Annotated in this window: 11 protein-coding genes; 4 read left to right on the plus strand and 7 right to left on the minus strand. The window is 62.3% G+C overall.

Annotated elements, in window-relative coordinates; genetic code table 11:
- The 3 genes from uca to D460_RS32415 all read left to right on the plus strand — a co-directional run bounded on the left by uca (nucleotide 1) and on the right by D460_RS32415 (nucleotide 5736).
- Entirely contained in the window at nucleotides 1-3540 is a 3540-nt protein-coding gene (gene uca / locus D460_RS0101950; RefSeq protein ID WP_018896811.1) for an urea carboxylase, read from the plus strand.
- Between the two features lies 1 nt (nucleotide 3541).
- Nucleotides 3542-5359 carry an allophanate hydrolase gene (gene atzF / locus D460_RS0101955; RefSeq protein WP_018896812.1) on the plus strand — a complete coding sequence of 606 codons (1818 nt, stop codon included), beginning with the start codon at nucleotides 3542-3544 and terminating at the stop codon, nucleotides 5357-5359.
- Between the two features lie 167 nt (nucleotides 5360-5526).
- Nucleotides 5527-5736, plus strand: coding sequence for a hypothetical protein (locus D460_RS32415; RefSeq protein WP_018896813.1), 210 nt, complete (start codon nucleotides 5527-5529; stop codon nucleotides 5734-5736).
- Nucleotides 5737-6055: 319 nt separating this feature from the next.
- Here D460_RS32415 and ugpC read toward each other — a convergent pair whose 3' ends face one another.
- The 5 genes from ugpC to D460_RS0101985 all read right to left on the minus strand — a co-directional run bounded on the left by ugpC (nucleotide 6056) and on the right by D460_RS0101985 (nucleotide 11823).
- Nucleotides 6056-7120, minus strand: coding sequence for a sn-glycerol-3-phosphate ABC transporter ATP-binding protein UgpC (ugpC, locus tag D460_RS0101965; protein WP_018896814.1), 1065 nt, complete (start codon nucleotides 7118-7120; stop codon nucleotides 6056-6058).
- A gap of 24 nt (nucleotides 7121-7144) precedes the next feature.
- Nucleotides 7145-8665, minus strand: coding sequence for a DUF5060 domain-containing protein (locus D460_RS0101970; RefSeq protein ID WP_018896815.1), 1521 nt, complete (start codon nucleotides 8663-8665; stop codon nucleotides 7145-7147).
- Nucleotides 8666-8701: 36 nt separating this feature from the next.
- On the minus strand, nucleotides 8702-9583 hold the full coding sequence (locus D460_RS0101975; protein ID WP_026282700.1) for a carbohydrate ABC transporter permease: 882 nt from the start codon (nucleotides 9581-9583) through the stop codon (nucleotides 8702-8704).
- Nucleotides 9584-9588: 5 nt separating this feature from the next.
- Nucleotides 9589-10485 (minus strand): sugar ABC transporter permease, encoded by an 897-nt coding sequence (locus tag D460_RS0101980; protein WP_018896817.1) that lies wholly within the window; start codon nucleotides 10483-10485, stop codon nucleotides 9589-9591.
- 99 nt (nucleotides 10486-10584) lie between these two features.
- Nucleotides 10585-11823 (minus strand): extracellular solute-binding protein, encoded by a 1239-nt coding sequence (locus D460_RS0101985; protein WP_018896818.1) that lies wholly within the window; start codon nucleotides 11821-11823, stop codon nucleotides 10585-10587.
- 233 nt (nucleotides 11824-12056) lie between these two features.
- Between D460_RS0101985 and D460_RS0101990 the strand changes: the two genes are divergently transcribed.
- A complete protein-coding gene (locus D460_RS0101990) occupies nucleotides 12057-13256 on the plus strand; it encodes an ROK family transcriptional regulator (protein ID WP_018896819.1) in 1200 nt (399 codons plus the stop codon).
- Nucleotides 13257-13302: 46 nt separating this feature from the next.
- Here D460_RS0101990 and D460_RS0101995 read toward each other — a convergent pair whose 3' ends face one another.
- On the minus strand, nucleotides 13303-15180 hold the full coding sequence (locus tag D460_RS0101995) for a hypothetical protein (RefSeq protein WP_018896820.1): 1878 nt from the start codon (nucleotides 15178-15180) through the stop codon (nucleotides 13303-13305).
- The gene (locus D460_RS0102000; protein WP_018896821.1) at nucleotides 15177-16211 is read right to left on the minus strand and encodes a Gfo/Idh/MocA family oxidoreductase; all 1035 of its coding nucleotides are present in this window, start codon (nucleotides 16209-16211) and stop codon (nucleotides 15177-15179) included. Before D460_RS0102000 ends, D460_RS0101995 begins: the two co-directional genes overlap by 4 nt.

Here is a 16211-nt window from a genome sequence, read left to right on the forward strand (position 1 = left end):
ATGTTCAAGAAAGTTCTGATTGCGAACCGGGGCGAAATCGCCGTCCGGGTGATCCGCACATTGCAAAAAATGGGCATTGCCTCGGTTGCGGTTTATTCCGATGCCGACCGCTTCGCCATGCCGGCGCTGATGGCGGATGAGGCGGTGCGCCTCGGTCCGGCGCCGGCCACCGAGAGCTACCTTAATGTCGACGCGGTGATCGCCGCCTGCAGAGAGACGGGCGCGGATGCGGTGCATCCGGGCTACGGCTTTCTCTCCGAAAACATCGGCTTCGCCGAGCGGCTTGCTGCCGAAGGCATCGCCTTCATCGGGCCGCGGCCGGAACATCTCTCCGTCTTCGGTCTCAAGCATACGGCGCGCGAACTCGCGGAGAAAAGCGGCGTTCCGCTGCTCCCCGGCAGCGGATTGCTCAAGTCCGCTGATGAGGCTTTGGCGGCGGCCGAGCGGATCGGCTACCCTATCATGCTGAAGAGCACCGCCGGCGGCGGCGGCATCGGCATGCAGTTGTGCGCCGATGCTGATGCCCTCAAGGCATCGTTCGAAAGCGTACAGCGCACCGCGGCCTCAAGCTTCGGCGATGCGCGCGTTTATATCGAGCGCTTTGTCGCCGATGCCCGCCATGTCGAGGTGCAGATCTTCGGCGATGGCAAGGGCAGGGTGGTGGCGCTGGGCGAACGGGATTGCTCGCTGCAGCGGCGCAATCAGAAGGTGCTTGAGGAAACGCCGGCCCCGGGACTGAGCGATGGCGTGCGCCAGCGCCTTCATCGCGCGGCTACCGAGCTTGGGGCTTCGGTATCCTACGCTTCCGCCGGCACCGTCGAGTTCATCTATGATCCGACCCGCGAGGAATTCTATTTCCTCGAGGTCAACACCCGCCTGCAGGTTGAGCATCCGGTCACCGAAGAGGTGTATGGCATCGACCTTGTCGAGTGGATGATCCGGCAGGCAGCCGGTGAAGACATCCTGGCGCGCGCGCAAGATCTGAAGCCGCAGGGTGCCTCGATCGAGGTTCGCGTCTACGCCGAGATGCCGCATGCCGGGTTCCGCCCGAGCGCCGGCCTGCTGACGCAGGTGCAGTTCCCGCAGACGGCGCGCGTCGATAGCTGGATCGAGACGGGCACCGAAGTCAGCCCCTTCTATGATCCGATGCTGGCGAAGATCATCGTTGCCGCCGAGGATCGGCCAGCTGCCATCGAGAAGCTGAAAGCGGCGCTCGGCGATACCTCGATCTACGGCATCGAGACCAATGTCGATTATCTCCGTGTCATCGCACAATCCGAGTTGCTGGAAAGCGGCAACGTATCAACGACCGCCCTGCGCACGCTCGAATTCGTGCCCGATGTCGTCGAGGTGCTCGCGCCCGGCGCGCAATCGAGCATGCAGGAGCTGCCGGGCCGGCTGGGGCTTTGGCATGTCGGCGTGCCGCCGAGCGGGCCGATGGATGAGCGTTCGTTCCGCCATGCCAACCGCCTTGTTGGCAACGATGAAACCACCACGGCGCTGGAGCTCACCGTATCCGGCCCGACGCTGAAATTCTTTCGCGATGTCACCGTCGCCCTCTCCGGCGCCAGAATGCCGATGATGCTTGATGGTGCTGAGGTGCCGCATGGCCAGGCAATTGCGGTTCCGGCCGGCGCGGTGCTGTCGATCGGCAGCATATCGGGGGCAGGGCAGCGCTCCTATCTGGCCGTCTCCGGCGGGTTTGACGCTCCCGTCGTGCTGGGCTCGCGCGCGACCTTCGGCCTTGGCCAGTTCGGCGGCAATGCGACGGGGACGTTGAAGGCGGGCCATGTGCTGCGCCTGGCGCGCGCGGCGCAGGCGACCTCATCGACGGTCGCGGTCGAGGCGCCGGTTTTGACCAGCGATTGGACGATCGGTGTCGTCTATGGCCCGCATGGAGCGCCCGACTTCTTCCAGGACGGAGACATCGACGAGCTCTTCCAGGCGTCCTACGAGGTGCACTTCAACAGTGCCCGCACGGGCGTTCGCCTGATCGGACCGACGCCGAAATGGGCGCGCACCGATGGAGGCGAGGCGGGGCTTCATCCGTCGAACCTGCATGACAACGCTTACGCGATCGGCGCGATCGACTTCACCGGCGACATGCCGATCATCCTCGGGCCAGATGGCCCCAGCCTCGGCGGCTTCGTTTGCCCTGCCGTCATCGCGCGCGACGAACAATGGAAGATGGGCCAGCTGAAGCCGGGCGACCGCGTCCGCTTCGTGCCCGTCGCCCGCCCGGATGATCCGATTGCGACGCCCGCCGTTCACCGGCCACGCGCCGATGCCGGCTCGCCGATTGTCGGCGCGAGCGATGAGGGGCCGGTTTCCGTGGTTTACCGGCGCCAGGGGGACGACAACCTGCTGGTCGAATACGGCCCGATGACGCTTGATATCGCGCTTCGCCTTCGCGTGCATCTGCTGATGGAGGCCCTCGTGCAATCCCGGTTGCCGGGGATCATCGATCTGACGCCCGGCATCCGGTCGCTTCAGATCCACTATGATGGCACGACGATCACCCGCAAGCGCCTGCTGGGATTGCTCGGCGAGATCGAGAAGACATTGCCCGCCGCCCAGCATGTGAAGGTGCCGAGCCGCATCGTTCATCTGCCGCTTTCCTGGAATGATCCGGATGCCGAATTGGCGATGCGGAAATACCAGGAGCTCGTCAGGCCGAATGCGCCATGGTGCCCCGATAACATCGAGTTCATCCGCCGGATCAATGGTCTGGCCGACGAGCAAGCCGTTCGCGACGTCGTCTTCGACGCCAACTATCTGGTGCTCGGTCTCGGGGACGTCTACCTCGGCGCGCCGGTTGCCACACCGGTCGACCCACGCCACAGGCTGGTCACGACCAAGTACAACCCGGCCCGGACATGGACGCCGGAGAACGCGGTCGGCATCGGCGGGGCCTACATGTGCATCTACGGCATGGAGGGGCCGGGCGGCTATCAGCTATTCGGCCGCACCATCCAGGTGTGGAACACCTGGCGCCAGACACCGGTTTTTGCGAAAGACAAGCCGTGGCTCTTGAACTTCTTCGATCAGATCAAGTTCTTCCCTGTCGACCACAAGGAGCTGACGGAGGCGCGCAGCGCGTTCCCACATGGCGGGTACCCGATCAGGATCGAGGAGACGGAATTCTCCTACGCTGCCTATGAACGGGAGCTGCAGGCCAACGCAGCGTCGATCGGCAACTTCAAGGCCGGTCAGCAGGACGCTTTCAACGCCGAGCGCCATCGCTGGAAGGAAGCTGGGCTCGATACGTTCGTGGCCGATGAAGGTGCCGCCGAAAGCATGGATGGCGATATCCCCGCCGATTGCTTCGGCGTTGCCAGCGCCGTGCCGGGCAATATCTGGAAATTGCTGGTCGAACCCGGCACGCCGGTCGCCGCGGGCGACACGCTTGCCATCATTGAATCGATGAAAATGGAAATCAACGTCACGGCCCACGCCCCCGGCCGCGTGCGCGAATTGCGCGCGGGAACGGGAAGAAACGTAAAGGCGGGTGATATTATCGTTGTGCTGGAGGAGATCTGACATGTTGCCAACCATTCTCGATATCGCGACGTTGCGCGCCGCCTATGCGTCTGGATCGACGCCGCTTGATGTGGTCGAAGAGGTGATCGCACGGCGCGCCGCATCGGCCGATCCGGCGATCTTCATCACCAAGGTCGCAGACGATGCGCTGCGCGAAGCGGCGAAGGCGTTGATGGCGCGAGCACCTGAAGCCAATAGCCTGGCGCTTTGGGGCATCCCCTTTGCCGCCAAGGACAATATCGACGCGAAGGGTCTGCCGACCACGGCGGCATGCCCGGCCTATGCCTATGATCCTGATGAAGACGCCACTGTCATCGCCCGATTGCTTGCAGCCGGTGCGATCCTCATTGGCAAGACCAATCTCGATCAGTTCGCGACGGGTCTCAACGGAACGCGTTCGCCCTATGGCGCGCCGCGCTCTGTCTTCGATGCGGATTATGTGTCGGGCGGCTCCAGCTCGGGGTCGGCCGTGGCTGTGGCGTCAGGGCTCGCGGCCTTCAGTCTTGGGACGGACACCGCCGGCTCCGGCCGGGTGCCGGCAGCCTTCAACAATCTTGTCGGCATCAAGCCGACGCCGGGCCTGGTGCCGAACACCGGGGTCGTCCCGGCTTGCAAGAGCGTGGATTGCGTCACGGTCTTTGCGGCAACTGTCGGCGATGGCGTTGCCGTTCGCAAGGTCCTGCAGGGCTTCGATCGCGGCGACGCCTTCTCCCGCCACCCACGCGAGGTATCGCTCCCAACCGATCGTCTGCGGATCGGCGTGCTCGGCGAAACGGAACGCGAGTTCTTTGGCGATCGCGAGGTCGAACGGCTCTACGATCAGGCGATCGAGCGGGCGAAGGCGCTTGGCGCCGACATCGTGACTTTCGACTACGCGCCGTTCCGGCAAGCGGCGGAATTGCTCTACAATGGCCCATGGGTTGCCGAGAGGCTCGCTGCCGTCGAAGAATTCCTGGCCACCAACGCCGACGATTTCGATCCAACCGTGCGGTCGATCATCGAAGGCGCCAGAGGCAAGACGGCCGTCGATGCCTTCAACGGTCAGTATCGTCTCGCACAGCTGAAGCAGGCGACGGAAGAGGAGTGGGCGAAGGTCGATATCCTGCTGCTTCCCACATCGCCCACGACCTACACGGTCGAGGAGATGCTCGCCAATCCGGTGGAGCTCAATGGGCGGTTTGGCCGGTACACCAACTTCGTCAATCTCCTCGATTGCGCCGCGATCGCCATCCCTGCCGGCTTCGACAGCGCGGATCATCTGCCTGCCGGCGTCACCCTCGTCGGCCGGGCGTTCACCGATGATGCGCTGGCGCTTGTTGCCGACGCGCTGCATCGCGCAGCCCCCTGCGGCATGGGCAAGGACAAGGCGGCCGCGCTACCGCAATCGGCGCCGATCGAAGCCGCGCCCGCCGGCATTCCGATCGTCGTGGTCGGCGCCCATCTGACCGGCATGCCGCTCAACCACGAGCTCACCACGTTGGGAGGACGGCTGGTAAAGACCTGCCGGACGGCCGGCGATTACAGGCTCTTCGCGTTGAGCGGCACGGTGCCGGCAAAGCCCGGCCTCATCCGCGAGCCGGGGTTCGCAGGAAATGGACTGGAGGTCGAGGTCTGGACGCTGCCCGCCGACGGCTTTGGCCGCTTCGTCCAGAAAATCCCGGCTCCGCTCGGGATAGGCAAGGTCGCGCTCGATGATGGCGCCAGCATTTCCGGCTTCCTCTGCGAAGCGCATGCGGTCGCCGGTGCAGTCGAGGTGACGTCGCATGGCGGCTGGCGTGCCTACATCGCCTCGCTCAAGGCTTCGGCCCCGGTCAGCTGACGGACACGTTCGGCCAACGAAATGGATGCCCCGCTGCTCTGCGTGGCGGGTCATTTGCCGGCAGCATACGGCAACTGCAACGTGTCATTTGCCTTGATCCTGCCACGCTGGCGACATTTGGGTGTTACATGCGCGTAGTATCCCTCCTTGCAACAAAGGAGTGTGCCATGCAGGACATGACCATGTCGGAAGTCTTGAGGGATCCGATGATCCGCCAGATGCTGCGGGCCGATCGGATCAGCCTCGGCGTTTTCGCCGAATTGCTCGAGACGGCAGCCAAGAAGCGCGCGCATGCCTTTTCCGCGAGCGGAACGGCAGCGTTCTGTGCCGGTATGCGTGCCGAACAGGCCGAAACACAGGTCCAGACGGCGTCTTGAGCCACTGTCTGCCAACGCCCGGTTTCGGGCGTTGAAAGCTATTTCATCGGACAATCGAAAGTTATGGACCCGTCCCTGCCCCGTAGGGACGGGTTTACCGATCCGTAACCCCACGGACCACGGTGTTTGGGACCGCTGTCCGTTTGATGGCATTGCTTCGTGTTTCCATGCAACTGAAAGTACGTTGCTTGGTTAGCTGGTAAGGTTACCAGCCGCGCGATGGGGACAATACATGTCTTGAAGGCAACATTGCCTGCCAGAACCTTGCATCCACCGTGCTGAGACGAAGGATGCAAGATCTTGTTCGTTGCGCCGCAGTCTAAAGGCGGCGCTGCGTGGCCTTGTCGAAGAAATGCACGTTCGGCGATTTCAGCGAGAGCTTGACGACTTGGCCCGGTGTCAGGTCGGCGCGTTCGCGCATGACCCAAGTGATTTCCTTGCCTTCGACCTCGAGCGCGACATGCGTCTCCGACCCAGTCGGCTCCACCACGCTGACGGTTGCCGGCACGCCGCCGTCTTGCGCGAAGGCGAGGTCCTCAGGGCGAATGCCGACGATGACGTCGCGGCCATCGGCGTTGGCAGCGCCCTGCGAGAGCTCGACCTGCTGGCCTGATGGCAGTACCAGTCGCGGTGTGTCGCCGCCCGTCAACTTGCCTTCGAGGAAGTTCATTGCCGGCGAACCCATGAAGCCCGCGACGAAGACATTCTGCGGCCGGTCGTAGAGCTCGAGCGGCGTGCCGATCTGCTCGACCTTGCCGCCCTGCAGCACGACGATCTTGTCGGCCATGGTCATGGCTTCGATCTGGTCGTGCGTGACGTAGACGATCGTGGTCTTCAGGCGCTGGTGCAGCGCCTTGATTTCCGCGCGCATCTTGACGCGCAGCTTGGCGTCGAGATTGGAGAGCGGCTCGTCGAAGAGGAATACCTTCGGATCGCGCACGATGGCGCGGCCCATGGCGACGCGCTGGCGCTGGCCGCCAGAGAGCTGTGCCGGCTTGCGGCCAAGCAGCGGCTGCAGGCCGAGGATCCCGGCGGCCTCGCCGACCTTCTTGTCGATCTCCGCCTTCTTAGCGCCGGCCAATTCCAGCGCGAAGCCCATGTTCTGCGCCACCGTCATCTGCGGATAAAGCGCGTAGTTCTGGAACACCATCGCGATGTCGCGATCTTTGGGCTGCAGATTGTTGACGACGCGGCCGCCGATCGAAATCTCGCCGCCGGTGATCTCCTCCAGCCCGGCGATCATTCTGAGCAGGGTCGATTTTCCGCATCCGGACGGGCCAACGAGAATGACGAACTCGCCATCGGCGATATCGACGTCCACGCCGTGAATGATGTCGACGGCACCATATGATTTCTTGACGTTTCTAATGGCCAATCCGGACATAGAATTCCTCCCTGTGAGACCTGCTCAACGCTTGCTGCGCACGCGAAGTGCCAGATATGGCTTGCCCGGCAGCTCGACGCCGAATGCGGCATCGGCCTTGCCGCCGCGCACGATCGCGCCGTGGCGTGTCGGGTGCGGGATCGGCGCTTCCACCTTCTTGGCGGGCGTGATCGTCATGTTCCACGTGTCGATGATGTCGACGTCGTAGTTGTCGCTGTCCTTCGGGAAGCCCGAGGACCACACGACCGGCTGATGCTCGCCGAGATAGATGTAGCGCAGGTCGGTGCTGCCATCGCGCACGCCGGAAACGCGGGTCCACGGCCATTCGCCGACCGCGCCCATGGGATCCAGGCCGTGTGTCACGTCCTGCTCCAGGAGGTTACGGAAGAAGCCGATGCGCTTCCACGCTTCGCCGCGCAACTCGCCGCCCTTGGCCCACCAGATCAGATCATCAGGGTGCGAGTAGGTCTCGCCGTGTCCGGCATAGCCGCCGCGCGTCACGGTGATCCAGAAGCGGTGCACCAGCTCCTGCGCCGTCAGGTTGCCCCAGCACTGGACGATGTTGCCTTCGTACTCCGGCTCGTCGTTGACGACAGGCTTGCCGTAGGCGTCGCGCCAGGTCTGCGTCAGCTTGACGTCGGGGTTCTGAATGCAGGTGTGCGTAACCCATGGCTTACGGTGATCGAAGTTCATCGACACTTCGCCGTTGTGGATCGACTTCAGGTGCTGGTAGGGATCGTTCTCTTCCAGGATGTGGAAATAGCGATCCCACTGCTCCACCGGCTTGGTGTCGAGCAGGAAGTCGTATTCGTTGGCGAGCGCCCACCAGACGTTACGGTAAGCAGCAAGGCGAGCCGCGAGATAGGCGACATAACGGAAGTCCTGCTCGGCCGACATGTCGGCATAGCCCCAGCGATCGTAGGGGTGGAACATGATGATGTCGGCTTCGATGCCGAGTGCACAAAGGGCCGCGACCTGCTGTTCGAAATGGCGGAACATGACAGGGTTCGGACGATCGAAGTCTTCCTTGCCGTCGGCGCCGTTCTCAAAAGAGGGGTAGAGCGGTTCGTTGGTGTTATAGGGGTAATCCTTGGGGAATACGCCCATGCGGATCTTGTTGAAACCTGCGGTCTTCAGCGTCTCAAGCGTCTGCGCCTGCATCTCGAGCGGCTGGTGCGTCCAGGCATAGCAGGTCGTGCCGAAGGAGAGGAACGGCTTGCCGTCGGCATAGGCGAAATGGAACTTGTTGCGCACGCGAACCGGGCCATGGTTGCCCGCAGACGGTGCGGTCGCGACGAACGCGCCGGTCTTGCCGTTGAGCTCAGCGGTCTGTGAACGCGTCTGGAACGACCACTCGCCTTCGACATCGGGCATGAAGCGCACGCGATAGACGCCATCGCCGTCATAAAAACCCGGTACGCGGACTTCGCGGCTCTTGTGCGTGAAGACGGCGTCGAGGCTCACGTCGAGATAGGGATTGCCGCCGGACGGTCCGTTGAAGGCCGCTTCGAACACACCCCATTTTTCGACTGTTGCTGTGGACATGAAATATCTCCTCGAAAGACTTTAGATTTCGGTCGCTCAGCCTTTGACCGCACCAGAGGTGAGGCCTGAGACGAAGTACCGCTGGAAAATGAGATAGACGAGCGTCGCGGGCAGGACCGTCATGACGATGGCGGCGTTCAACTGGCCGTAATCGCTGGAGAACTGTCCCTGGAAGGACATCAGCCCGAGCGGCAGCGTCCACATGTGCTGGTCCTGAAGAAGCACGAGCGCCATTGCGAATTCGTTCCAGGTGGAGACGAAGTCGAGGATGAGGAGCGCAGCCAGAACCGGCAGGCAGACCGGAAGGAAGATGCGCCGGAAGATGGTGAAGTGAGTGGCGCCGTCGATCAGTGCTGCCTCGGACAGCTCCTTCGGCAGGCCCTTGAAGAAGCCGTGCAGGATGAAGACCTGGTAGGGAACGCCGAAGGCGATGTAGGGGAGGATGACGCCAGGATAGGTGTCGATCAGGCCGAACGAATTGACGAGCGTGAAGAGCGGCGCCAGCATCACCTGGAACGGGATCATGGTTCCGAAGACGACGATAAGCAGCAGGAGCTTGCTCACTTTCATCTTGATCTTCGCCAGCGCGTAGGCCGCCATCGCCGACATGGCGAGGCCGAGCGGCACCTTGAAGACGGTGATGATCACGCTGTTCATGAACGACTCGGCGAAGTTGCCGCGGCTCCATGCACTGGCATAGTTCTCGAAGGCGAACTCGACCGGCGGCATGAACGCGCCGGTGCTTGTCACCGCCGCCTTCGTCTTCAGCGATGTGAAGACGATGAAGACGAAAGGTGCGAACCAGACGAGCGCGACGATGATCAGCGCGATCCACAGGCCGATCAGGACGGGGTCGCGACCGGGCTTGTTCGTGGTGGTGATGGTTTCAGACACAGAGATCGGTCCTGATGATGTCATCGTCATTATTCGGTGTCCTCATGCTTCTGCGTCCAGCGCAGGTACGGCACGACGATCGCGATGGTGATCAGCAGCAAGACGACCGAGATGGCGGCGCCGCGACCGAAGTCGAAGATCTGCATCGCTTGCGTGAAGGCCCAGAGCGCCAGCATCTGCGTGGATTGCGCCGGTCCGCCGCCGGTAAGGCCGTAGACGATATCGAATGCCTTCAGCGACGAGATGATCGAGAGAACGAGCACGATGGTCATGGTGGTGCGTAGCGCCGGGAAGGTCACATGCTTGAAGATCGCCCAGCGGCCGGCGCCATCGATGCGCGCGGCTTCGACCAGCGTCTGCGATACGTTCTGAAGGCCTGCGAGGAACAGCACCATCGAGAAGCCGACGGACTGCCAGAGATAGGCGACGAAGACCGAGTAGAGCGCGATGTTCTTGTCGCCCAGCCAGTCCTTGATCCACATCTGCAGGCCAATATTGGTCATGAGCTGGCTGAAGAGACCGAAGAAGGGGTCATACATCCACTTCCACATCGTCGCGACCGCGATTGGCGCGATGATGACGGGCAGATAAAAGATGGCGCGAAACGTGTTGCGGCCGAAGATCTTCTGATTGAGCGTCAGCGCCAGGAGAAGGCCTACCATCGGCGGGAAGACCACCGACATGATGGTCCAGATGACCGTGTTCTTGAAGGCGACCCAGAACACCGGATCGCGCGTGAAGATGTACTGGTAGTTCGCCAGGCCGACGAATGGGCGTTGCGGATCCAGCCCGTTCCATTTCTGGAAGCTCAAGACCACGACGTTCAACATCGGGTAAAGCGCGAAGACCGCGTAGATCGCCATGGCAGGCGCGAGCAACAGGAGCGCCTGGAAGCGCGGGTCGTGTGTTCGGTTTTTCAATGACATGGGTATCTGCTCCGCGCGACGTGTGTCTGGCGAGTGGCATTGGATTGAGCGGTGGTCGGTCCCAGCGAGGTGCGGGACCGACCGATGTCCTGGGAGGACTTAGGTGCGACCGGCGATGAAAGTCTGCAGCTGCTTTGCTGCATCGGCCGGTTCGGTGTTGCCGGCGGCGACGTCGTTGATGACGCGGAAATACTCGGTCGTGACGTCAAGCGGGAAGGCCTGGTCGCCGTTCATGTAGACCTTGCCGTAGGTCTTGAAGACATCGAGCCATTCGGCTTCCAGCGGCTTCTGGTTCGCGTATTGGACGTTCTTGTTGACCGATGTCGAGCTGATCTGGCCGACGAGATTCTGCTGGACCTTGGTCGACAGGAAGTAGTCGAGGAACTTCGCGGCGAGATCCGGATGCGGGCTCTTGGTGCTGATGTAGTTATACTCGGCAAAACCGTAGAGGCGCTGCGTATTGGTCGGGAACGGGAACATGCCGTAGTCGTCGAGGTTGGCGCCGCTGGTTTCCAGCTGGCTCACCAGCCAGTCGCCTTCGAGCATCATCGCCGCGCGTCCGGCCGTGAACAGGCTATAGGACTGCTTGTTGTCTATGCCCATGAAGGGCTGCAGCGTGTAGTCCTTCGTCCACTTGGCGAATTCGGTGAAGGCGTCGGTGGCGCAAGGCTCCGTGGACCAATCCGCCTTCATGGCCTTCAGCGCGTCGTGCTTTTCGGCACCGCACTTCGTTTCCAGGATGACGTCCATCAGGCGCATGACGTGCCAGTTGACCGACCCGCCGAAGGTGAAAGCGGGAATGCCGGCTGCCTTCAGCTTTTCAGCGTCGGCCAGAAACTCTTCATAGATCTTCGGCTCTTCGGTGATGCCGGCCTGCTGGAACAGCTTCTTGTTGTAATAGACAGCTTCGCCCTTGAAGGTGAAGGGAACGCCATGCTTGCCACCCGGATAGAGGTCGGCGAATGCGGCTGCTGCCGGCAGCAGCTCATCGTTCCACTTGTATTCGGTGTAATACTTGTCGAGCGGCGCCGAGAGGCCAGCCTTCACGTATTCGCCGCCCAGGCCAAGGCCTGCCCAGCTGAAGTAGATGTCGGGGCCCTTGTTCGAGCCGGCCGCGACGCGCAGCGCGGTCTTGTGCTCATCGATGGCGCGCTGAACGATTTCGACCTTGGTGCCGGGATTTGCAGCTTCGAAGTCGGTTGCGACCTTCTTGAGCGCGACGTTGGCGGCGTTGTTGTCGAAGTTCAGCGTCCAGAGCGTCAGGTCTTCCGCTTTCAGGCTCGTCGCAGTGATCGCGAGCACGGATAGCGTGGCCATGAGTGTAGTCTTGATCGTCATTAAACCCTCCCTTGTGCGGTCCTCTCCGCTAATGTTCACACTCTCGAAAATTCCGACTTGTGTCAACACTTATTTCGTAATCGAACAAAGTCGATTGCATATTGGCGAATATTTGGGCTTAATAAGGTGGGTGGACCGATTATGCTCACGGAATAGGCTGCAATAATTTCCGGTTAGAAATATGTTGCGACCTGGCGGCGAGTCGGGGTTAGTCTCATGGGGAGGAGCTATGAATGGTTGGTATCAGGGAACTTTTCGAGGATCAGGCCTCGCCGGCAGGGCGCATCGTGCGTGCCATCGCCGCGATCGGATCCGCGACCGCGACACAGTTGGTGAAGTCGACAGGCTTGGCGCGGTCGACCGTCTCCACGCTTCTCACCGAGTTGAAGGACAGTGGCGTCGTTCTGGACGTCGACACGAAGAGCAATGGCTTCGGGCGACCATCGCAACTCTTGTCGCTGAACCCAGCGGCGGGACGATGTGCCGGCGTGCTCCTAGGCCTTGGTGAAATCCGGATCGCGATCTGCGATCTCGCCCACACGGTGTTGTCGGACATCTGGTTCGCGATGGATACGGATTACACGCCCGAGGACGCCGCCAGACGCGTGCGGGCCAGTCTGGAGGAGCAATGCGCTTTCCTCGATGTGGATATGTCCGAACTGCTGGGCGTGGGGTTGGCGATTTCAGCGCCGGTCTCCTATGACGGTGAGATTCTCAACGGCTCCATTCTGCCGACATGGTGCGGCACCAATATCGCTGACGTGTTTTCCGAACAGCTCGGTTGCCCGATCCATGTCGAAAACGAGAGCCATTGCGGCGCGCTTGCGGAAATGACCTGGGGAGCCGCCGTGGGGGAGACGAATTTCGTCCTCTTCAAGTTCGACCTCGGCATCGGCGGCGCGATCGTCATCGACAGCACGGTGCAGCGCGGCGCTCATGGATATGCCGCCGAGTTCGGCCACATGTCGCTCGATCCGCGCGGACCGCTGTGCCGCTGCGGCAATCGCGGCTGTCTCGAGACCTTCGCCGGCGGGTTCCAGCTGCTGAGGTATGCCGAGCAGTCCTTCGGCGAACCCGTAAGCATCGAGCAATTTGTCGAACGCGCCCGCAACGGCGATCCCGGATACGCACGGCTTGTCGATGACGCCGCCGAGATGGCGGGCTGGGGAATGGGCATTGCCTTCACCATCCTCAATCCCCCCTTGTTCATCATCGCCGGCAAGCTGGCCGAGGTGGGCGAGAGTTTCATCGATGGCCTTGAGCGAAGTTTCGCCCGCCACTCCGTCGCCCCGCCCGCCCATTCGCCGGAAAAGCGCAAGCCGCGTTTCGTCGTCGGCACGTTCCGCGGCAATGACGACACGGTCATGGGCGCGGTGGCGCTCGTGCTGAGGCAACACGGGCGGATCGCCAACGACGCTTCTACTGTCTCCTGATCGTAGCATCTGGAAGGCGATAGCGACGCCGTTCCAGATGCTACGATCAATCCGAAAGCGCAACGGATGTCGCCTGATAGGGAGCAAGGCTAAGCACGCCGCCCATCAACGCGTCGGAGAGCCGGAGCGATCCGAGATCAACCTCCTGGTCTCGGCCGGTGATGTTGACGATCCAGAGTATTGCGCGCGTCGCCGCCTTCGTCGCGAACGCCAGAACGCGCGAGGGGTTGGAAGACAGGCACTCCCGCCACTCGGTGCCGGCGAGGCCGGCGAGTGTCTTGACCGCGTTGAAGAGCGGGCGGCGTCCATCGGCGGTGAAGGGCTCATCCTGTCCGGCAAGGAGGCCGAAACTTCCGGTCACAGCCGAGAGAGTCAGGCATTCCAGCTCGGCGTCCAGCACCTTTGCCACATAGCCCATCGCGAAGGCTTCCGCGAAGAGAGCGTTGTGACGCGGATCGGTGTTGGCCATTGGTATCCGGCCGCCCTTCGGGTTGTCCATCGTTCGGCTTCCGTAAGGATTTTGCCGCATGGGAATGGTCGATGGGCCGATGCGATAAGGCTTGTCGCCATAGATGGCGCGGACCGATCGGGTGATGAAGGGCAGGGCCTCCAATGTCTGCATGACACTGAGGTCATCGGCGGCATGGACGATCGGGTTGGTGCAATGGCTGACGAAGGAAAGCTGCGCCGAAGGAACGCGCTTGCGGTTGAGCTCGGTGAAGTAGCTCAGCATGCCGCCGCCGATGCGGATATCGGGGAATGCCGCATGCGCGGCCTCGTAGATATCTTCGAGCGGTGGGCATTCCGGCCACTTGCTGCCCGGCGGTGTGGATTGGCGATCGACCGATGGCGAGATGATGATCGCGTCCGGCTTGAAGCGAGCATCGCGCATCTGCGTTGCGATCAGCGAGGTTTCATCAAGGAGCGGCTGCTTGCACGGCAGCGCGATCTCGAGCGTTGATGTGCCGGGATGAAGTCTGGCCACCTCGGCGAAGCGGTGGAAAGCTTCCGCCCCATGGCCGGTTGTCGGGTCGAAGTGAAAGAGCAGCTCCTGCGGCTTGATCTCGCCAAGCACGGCGTTCGCCTTGACCACGGCGCCCGCTTCTTCCGGCGTCACGATCATACCAATCGCAGGCATGCGTCCGCGGCGCTCTCCGAGCGTCAGCGTCGTGAGCGAAGAATGCCCATTGGTCGTCGCGGCCAATGGCTTCGGGCGCTTGTCGGCAATATCGAGGACGATGCGCTGCTTGACCGTTTCACCCGCCGGTATCTGGTAGGGCCAGGGCAAAGCGAGCGGGCGCACATAGGTCTTGTAGGAAGCATCCGACCAGTTGCGCTGGTCTTCCATCTCGAAGACGTCGCCTTCCATGCCGCACCGCGCCGTGACGTTCGTCATCACGGTATGGGTGATTGCGCTCATGTTCATGAACGGCTGCCACGGCTCGATCAGATCAGGGAACCGGGTCTCGACGCGCTGTCCGTCGGCATGCTCGACGGTGACGGGCGTACCGGCCACGCCGACGATCGGGTGGAGAATGCAAAAGCCGCAGCGGTTCGTCTCGAAGCCCGTGCCGGAGATCGCATCCGCTTCGAAAACGAGGGGCGAGCCGGCTTGCGCCGAGATGCGTACGCCGATCGCCAGTTCGGTCGCATCCGGTCCCTTGCAAAGGGCGGTGTAGCGGACCGAAAAGGCATCGTCTCCCTGCTCGACCGTCAGGTCGGCGATTTCGGGCGCATAGGTGCCCCAGTCGCGGTCACGCACGAGATAGGAGACGGCGCGTAGCACCTCCACGCCGTCATAGGCGACCGTGCGCAGATTGCCGTCACTGAGATCAGCAGTCAGCCTGCCCGCGGTGAGGCGGACCGGCTTCTGCTCGAGTGCATGCGTTCCGTAGATCCGGAAGCTGTCCGACGACGTGCTCATCGCAGCATCGCCTTGACATCGACCGTCTGGCCGCTGGCTGCGCTGTCATAGGCGGCCTCGACGAGCGCGAAGGTCTTGAGGTTATCGGCGCCCGAGGTAGAGGTCTCGCCGCCGGCGGCCAGCCGCTCGGCCCAATGCTGCTGGATGGCGTATACGCTTTCCTGGATATTGTGCCACGGGCGCGATGCCCAGGAGAGCAGGGTCGGCGACACGTCCGAGACCTCGGTGCCGTTCTTGCCTGTTACTTCGAGCTTATAGCCCTGCGACAGGCGGATGCTACCCTCGGTGCCGTCGAGTTCGATCAGCGTTTCGGGGAAGGGCTCGGTGGAGAGCTTGGAGGCATAGCTGACATCGACGATCGAGGTCGCGCCGTTTTCGTGGTCGAGCAGGATCGTGGCGACGTCCTCACCCTTGATCTTCGGGTTGACCCGCTTCGTGCGGGCGCTGAGCGCCGTCACATCGCCCAGGATATAGCGGGCGATATCGAGCGTATGGATGCCGAGATCTTCGATGATGAAGCGCTCGCCTTCCGCGAGATAGGGCTGGCCCGAGAAAACGTCATAGCCCGAACGGAACGAGAAGCGGCCCCAGAAAGGCTGGCCGATGGCGCCGGATTCCAGAACCTTCTTCACGGCCTGGATCGGTGTCTGCCAGCGAAAGTTCTCGTGCACCATCAAAGGCAGCCCGGCATCGGCGCAAACCTTGACCATGGCCTTGGCGTCGTCGAGCGTCTTTGCGAATGGCTTCTGGCAGATCGCCGGCACATTGTGCGCGGCGGCCATCTCGACCAAAGCGCGGTGGCTCTGGACGGTGGTGGCGATATCGACGAAATCGAAGCCGCCATCGGCGAACATCTGGGCAGCATCGCTATAGCGCCTGTCGATGCCGAACTGATCGCCGACGATCTTCAGCCGCTCGGGGTCACGATCGCAGATCGCCACGATCGAAGCCCCGGCCACGTCCTGCCACGCATGCATCTGGTTGACCGCGAAAAAGCCGCAGCCGATGAGTGCGCCATTCAATTCCGTCAT

This window comes from Rhizobium sp. 2MFCol3.1 (assembly GCF_000377565.1).
Taxonomy (GTDB): domain Bacteria; phylum Pseudomonadota; class Alphaproteobacteria; order Rhizobiales; family Rhizobiaceae; genus Rhizobium.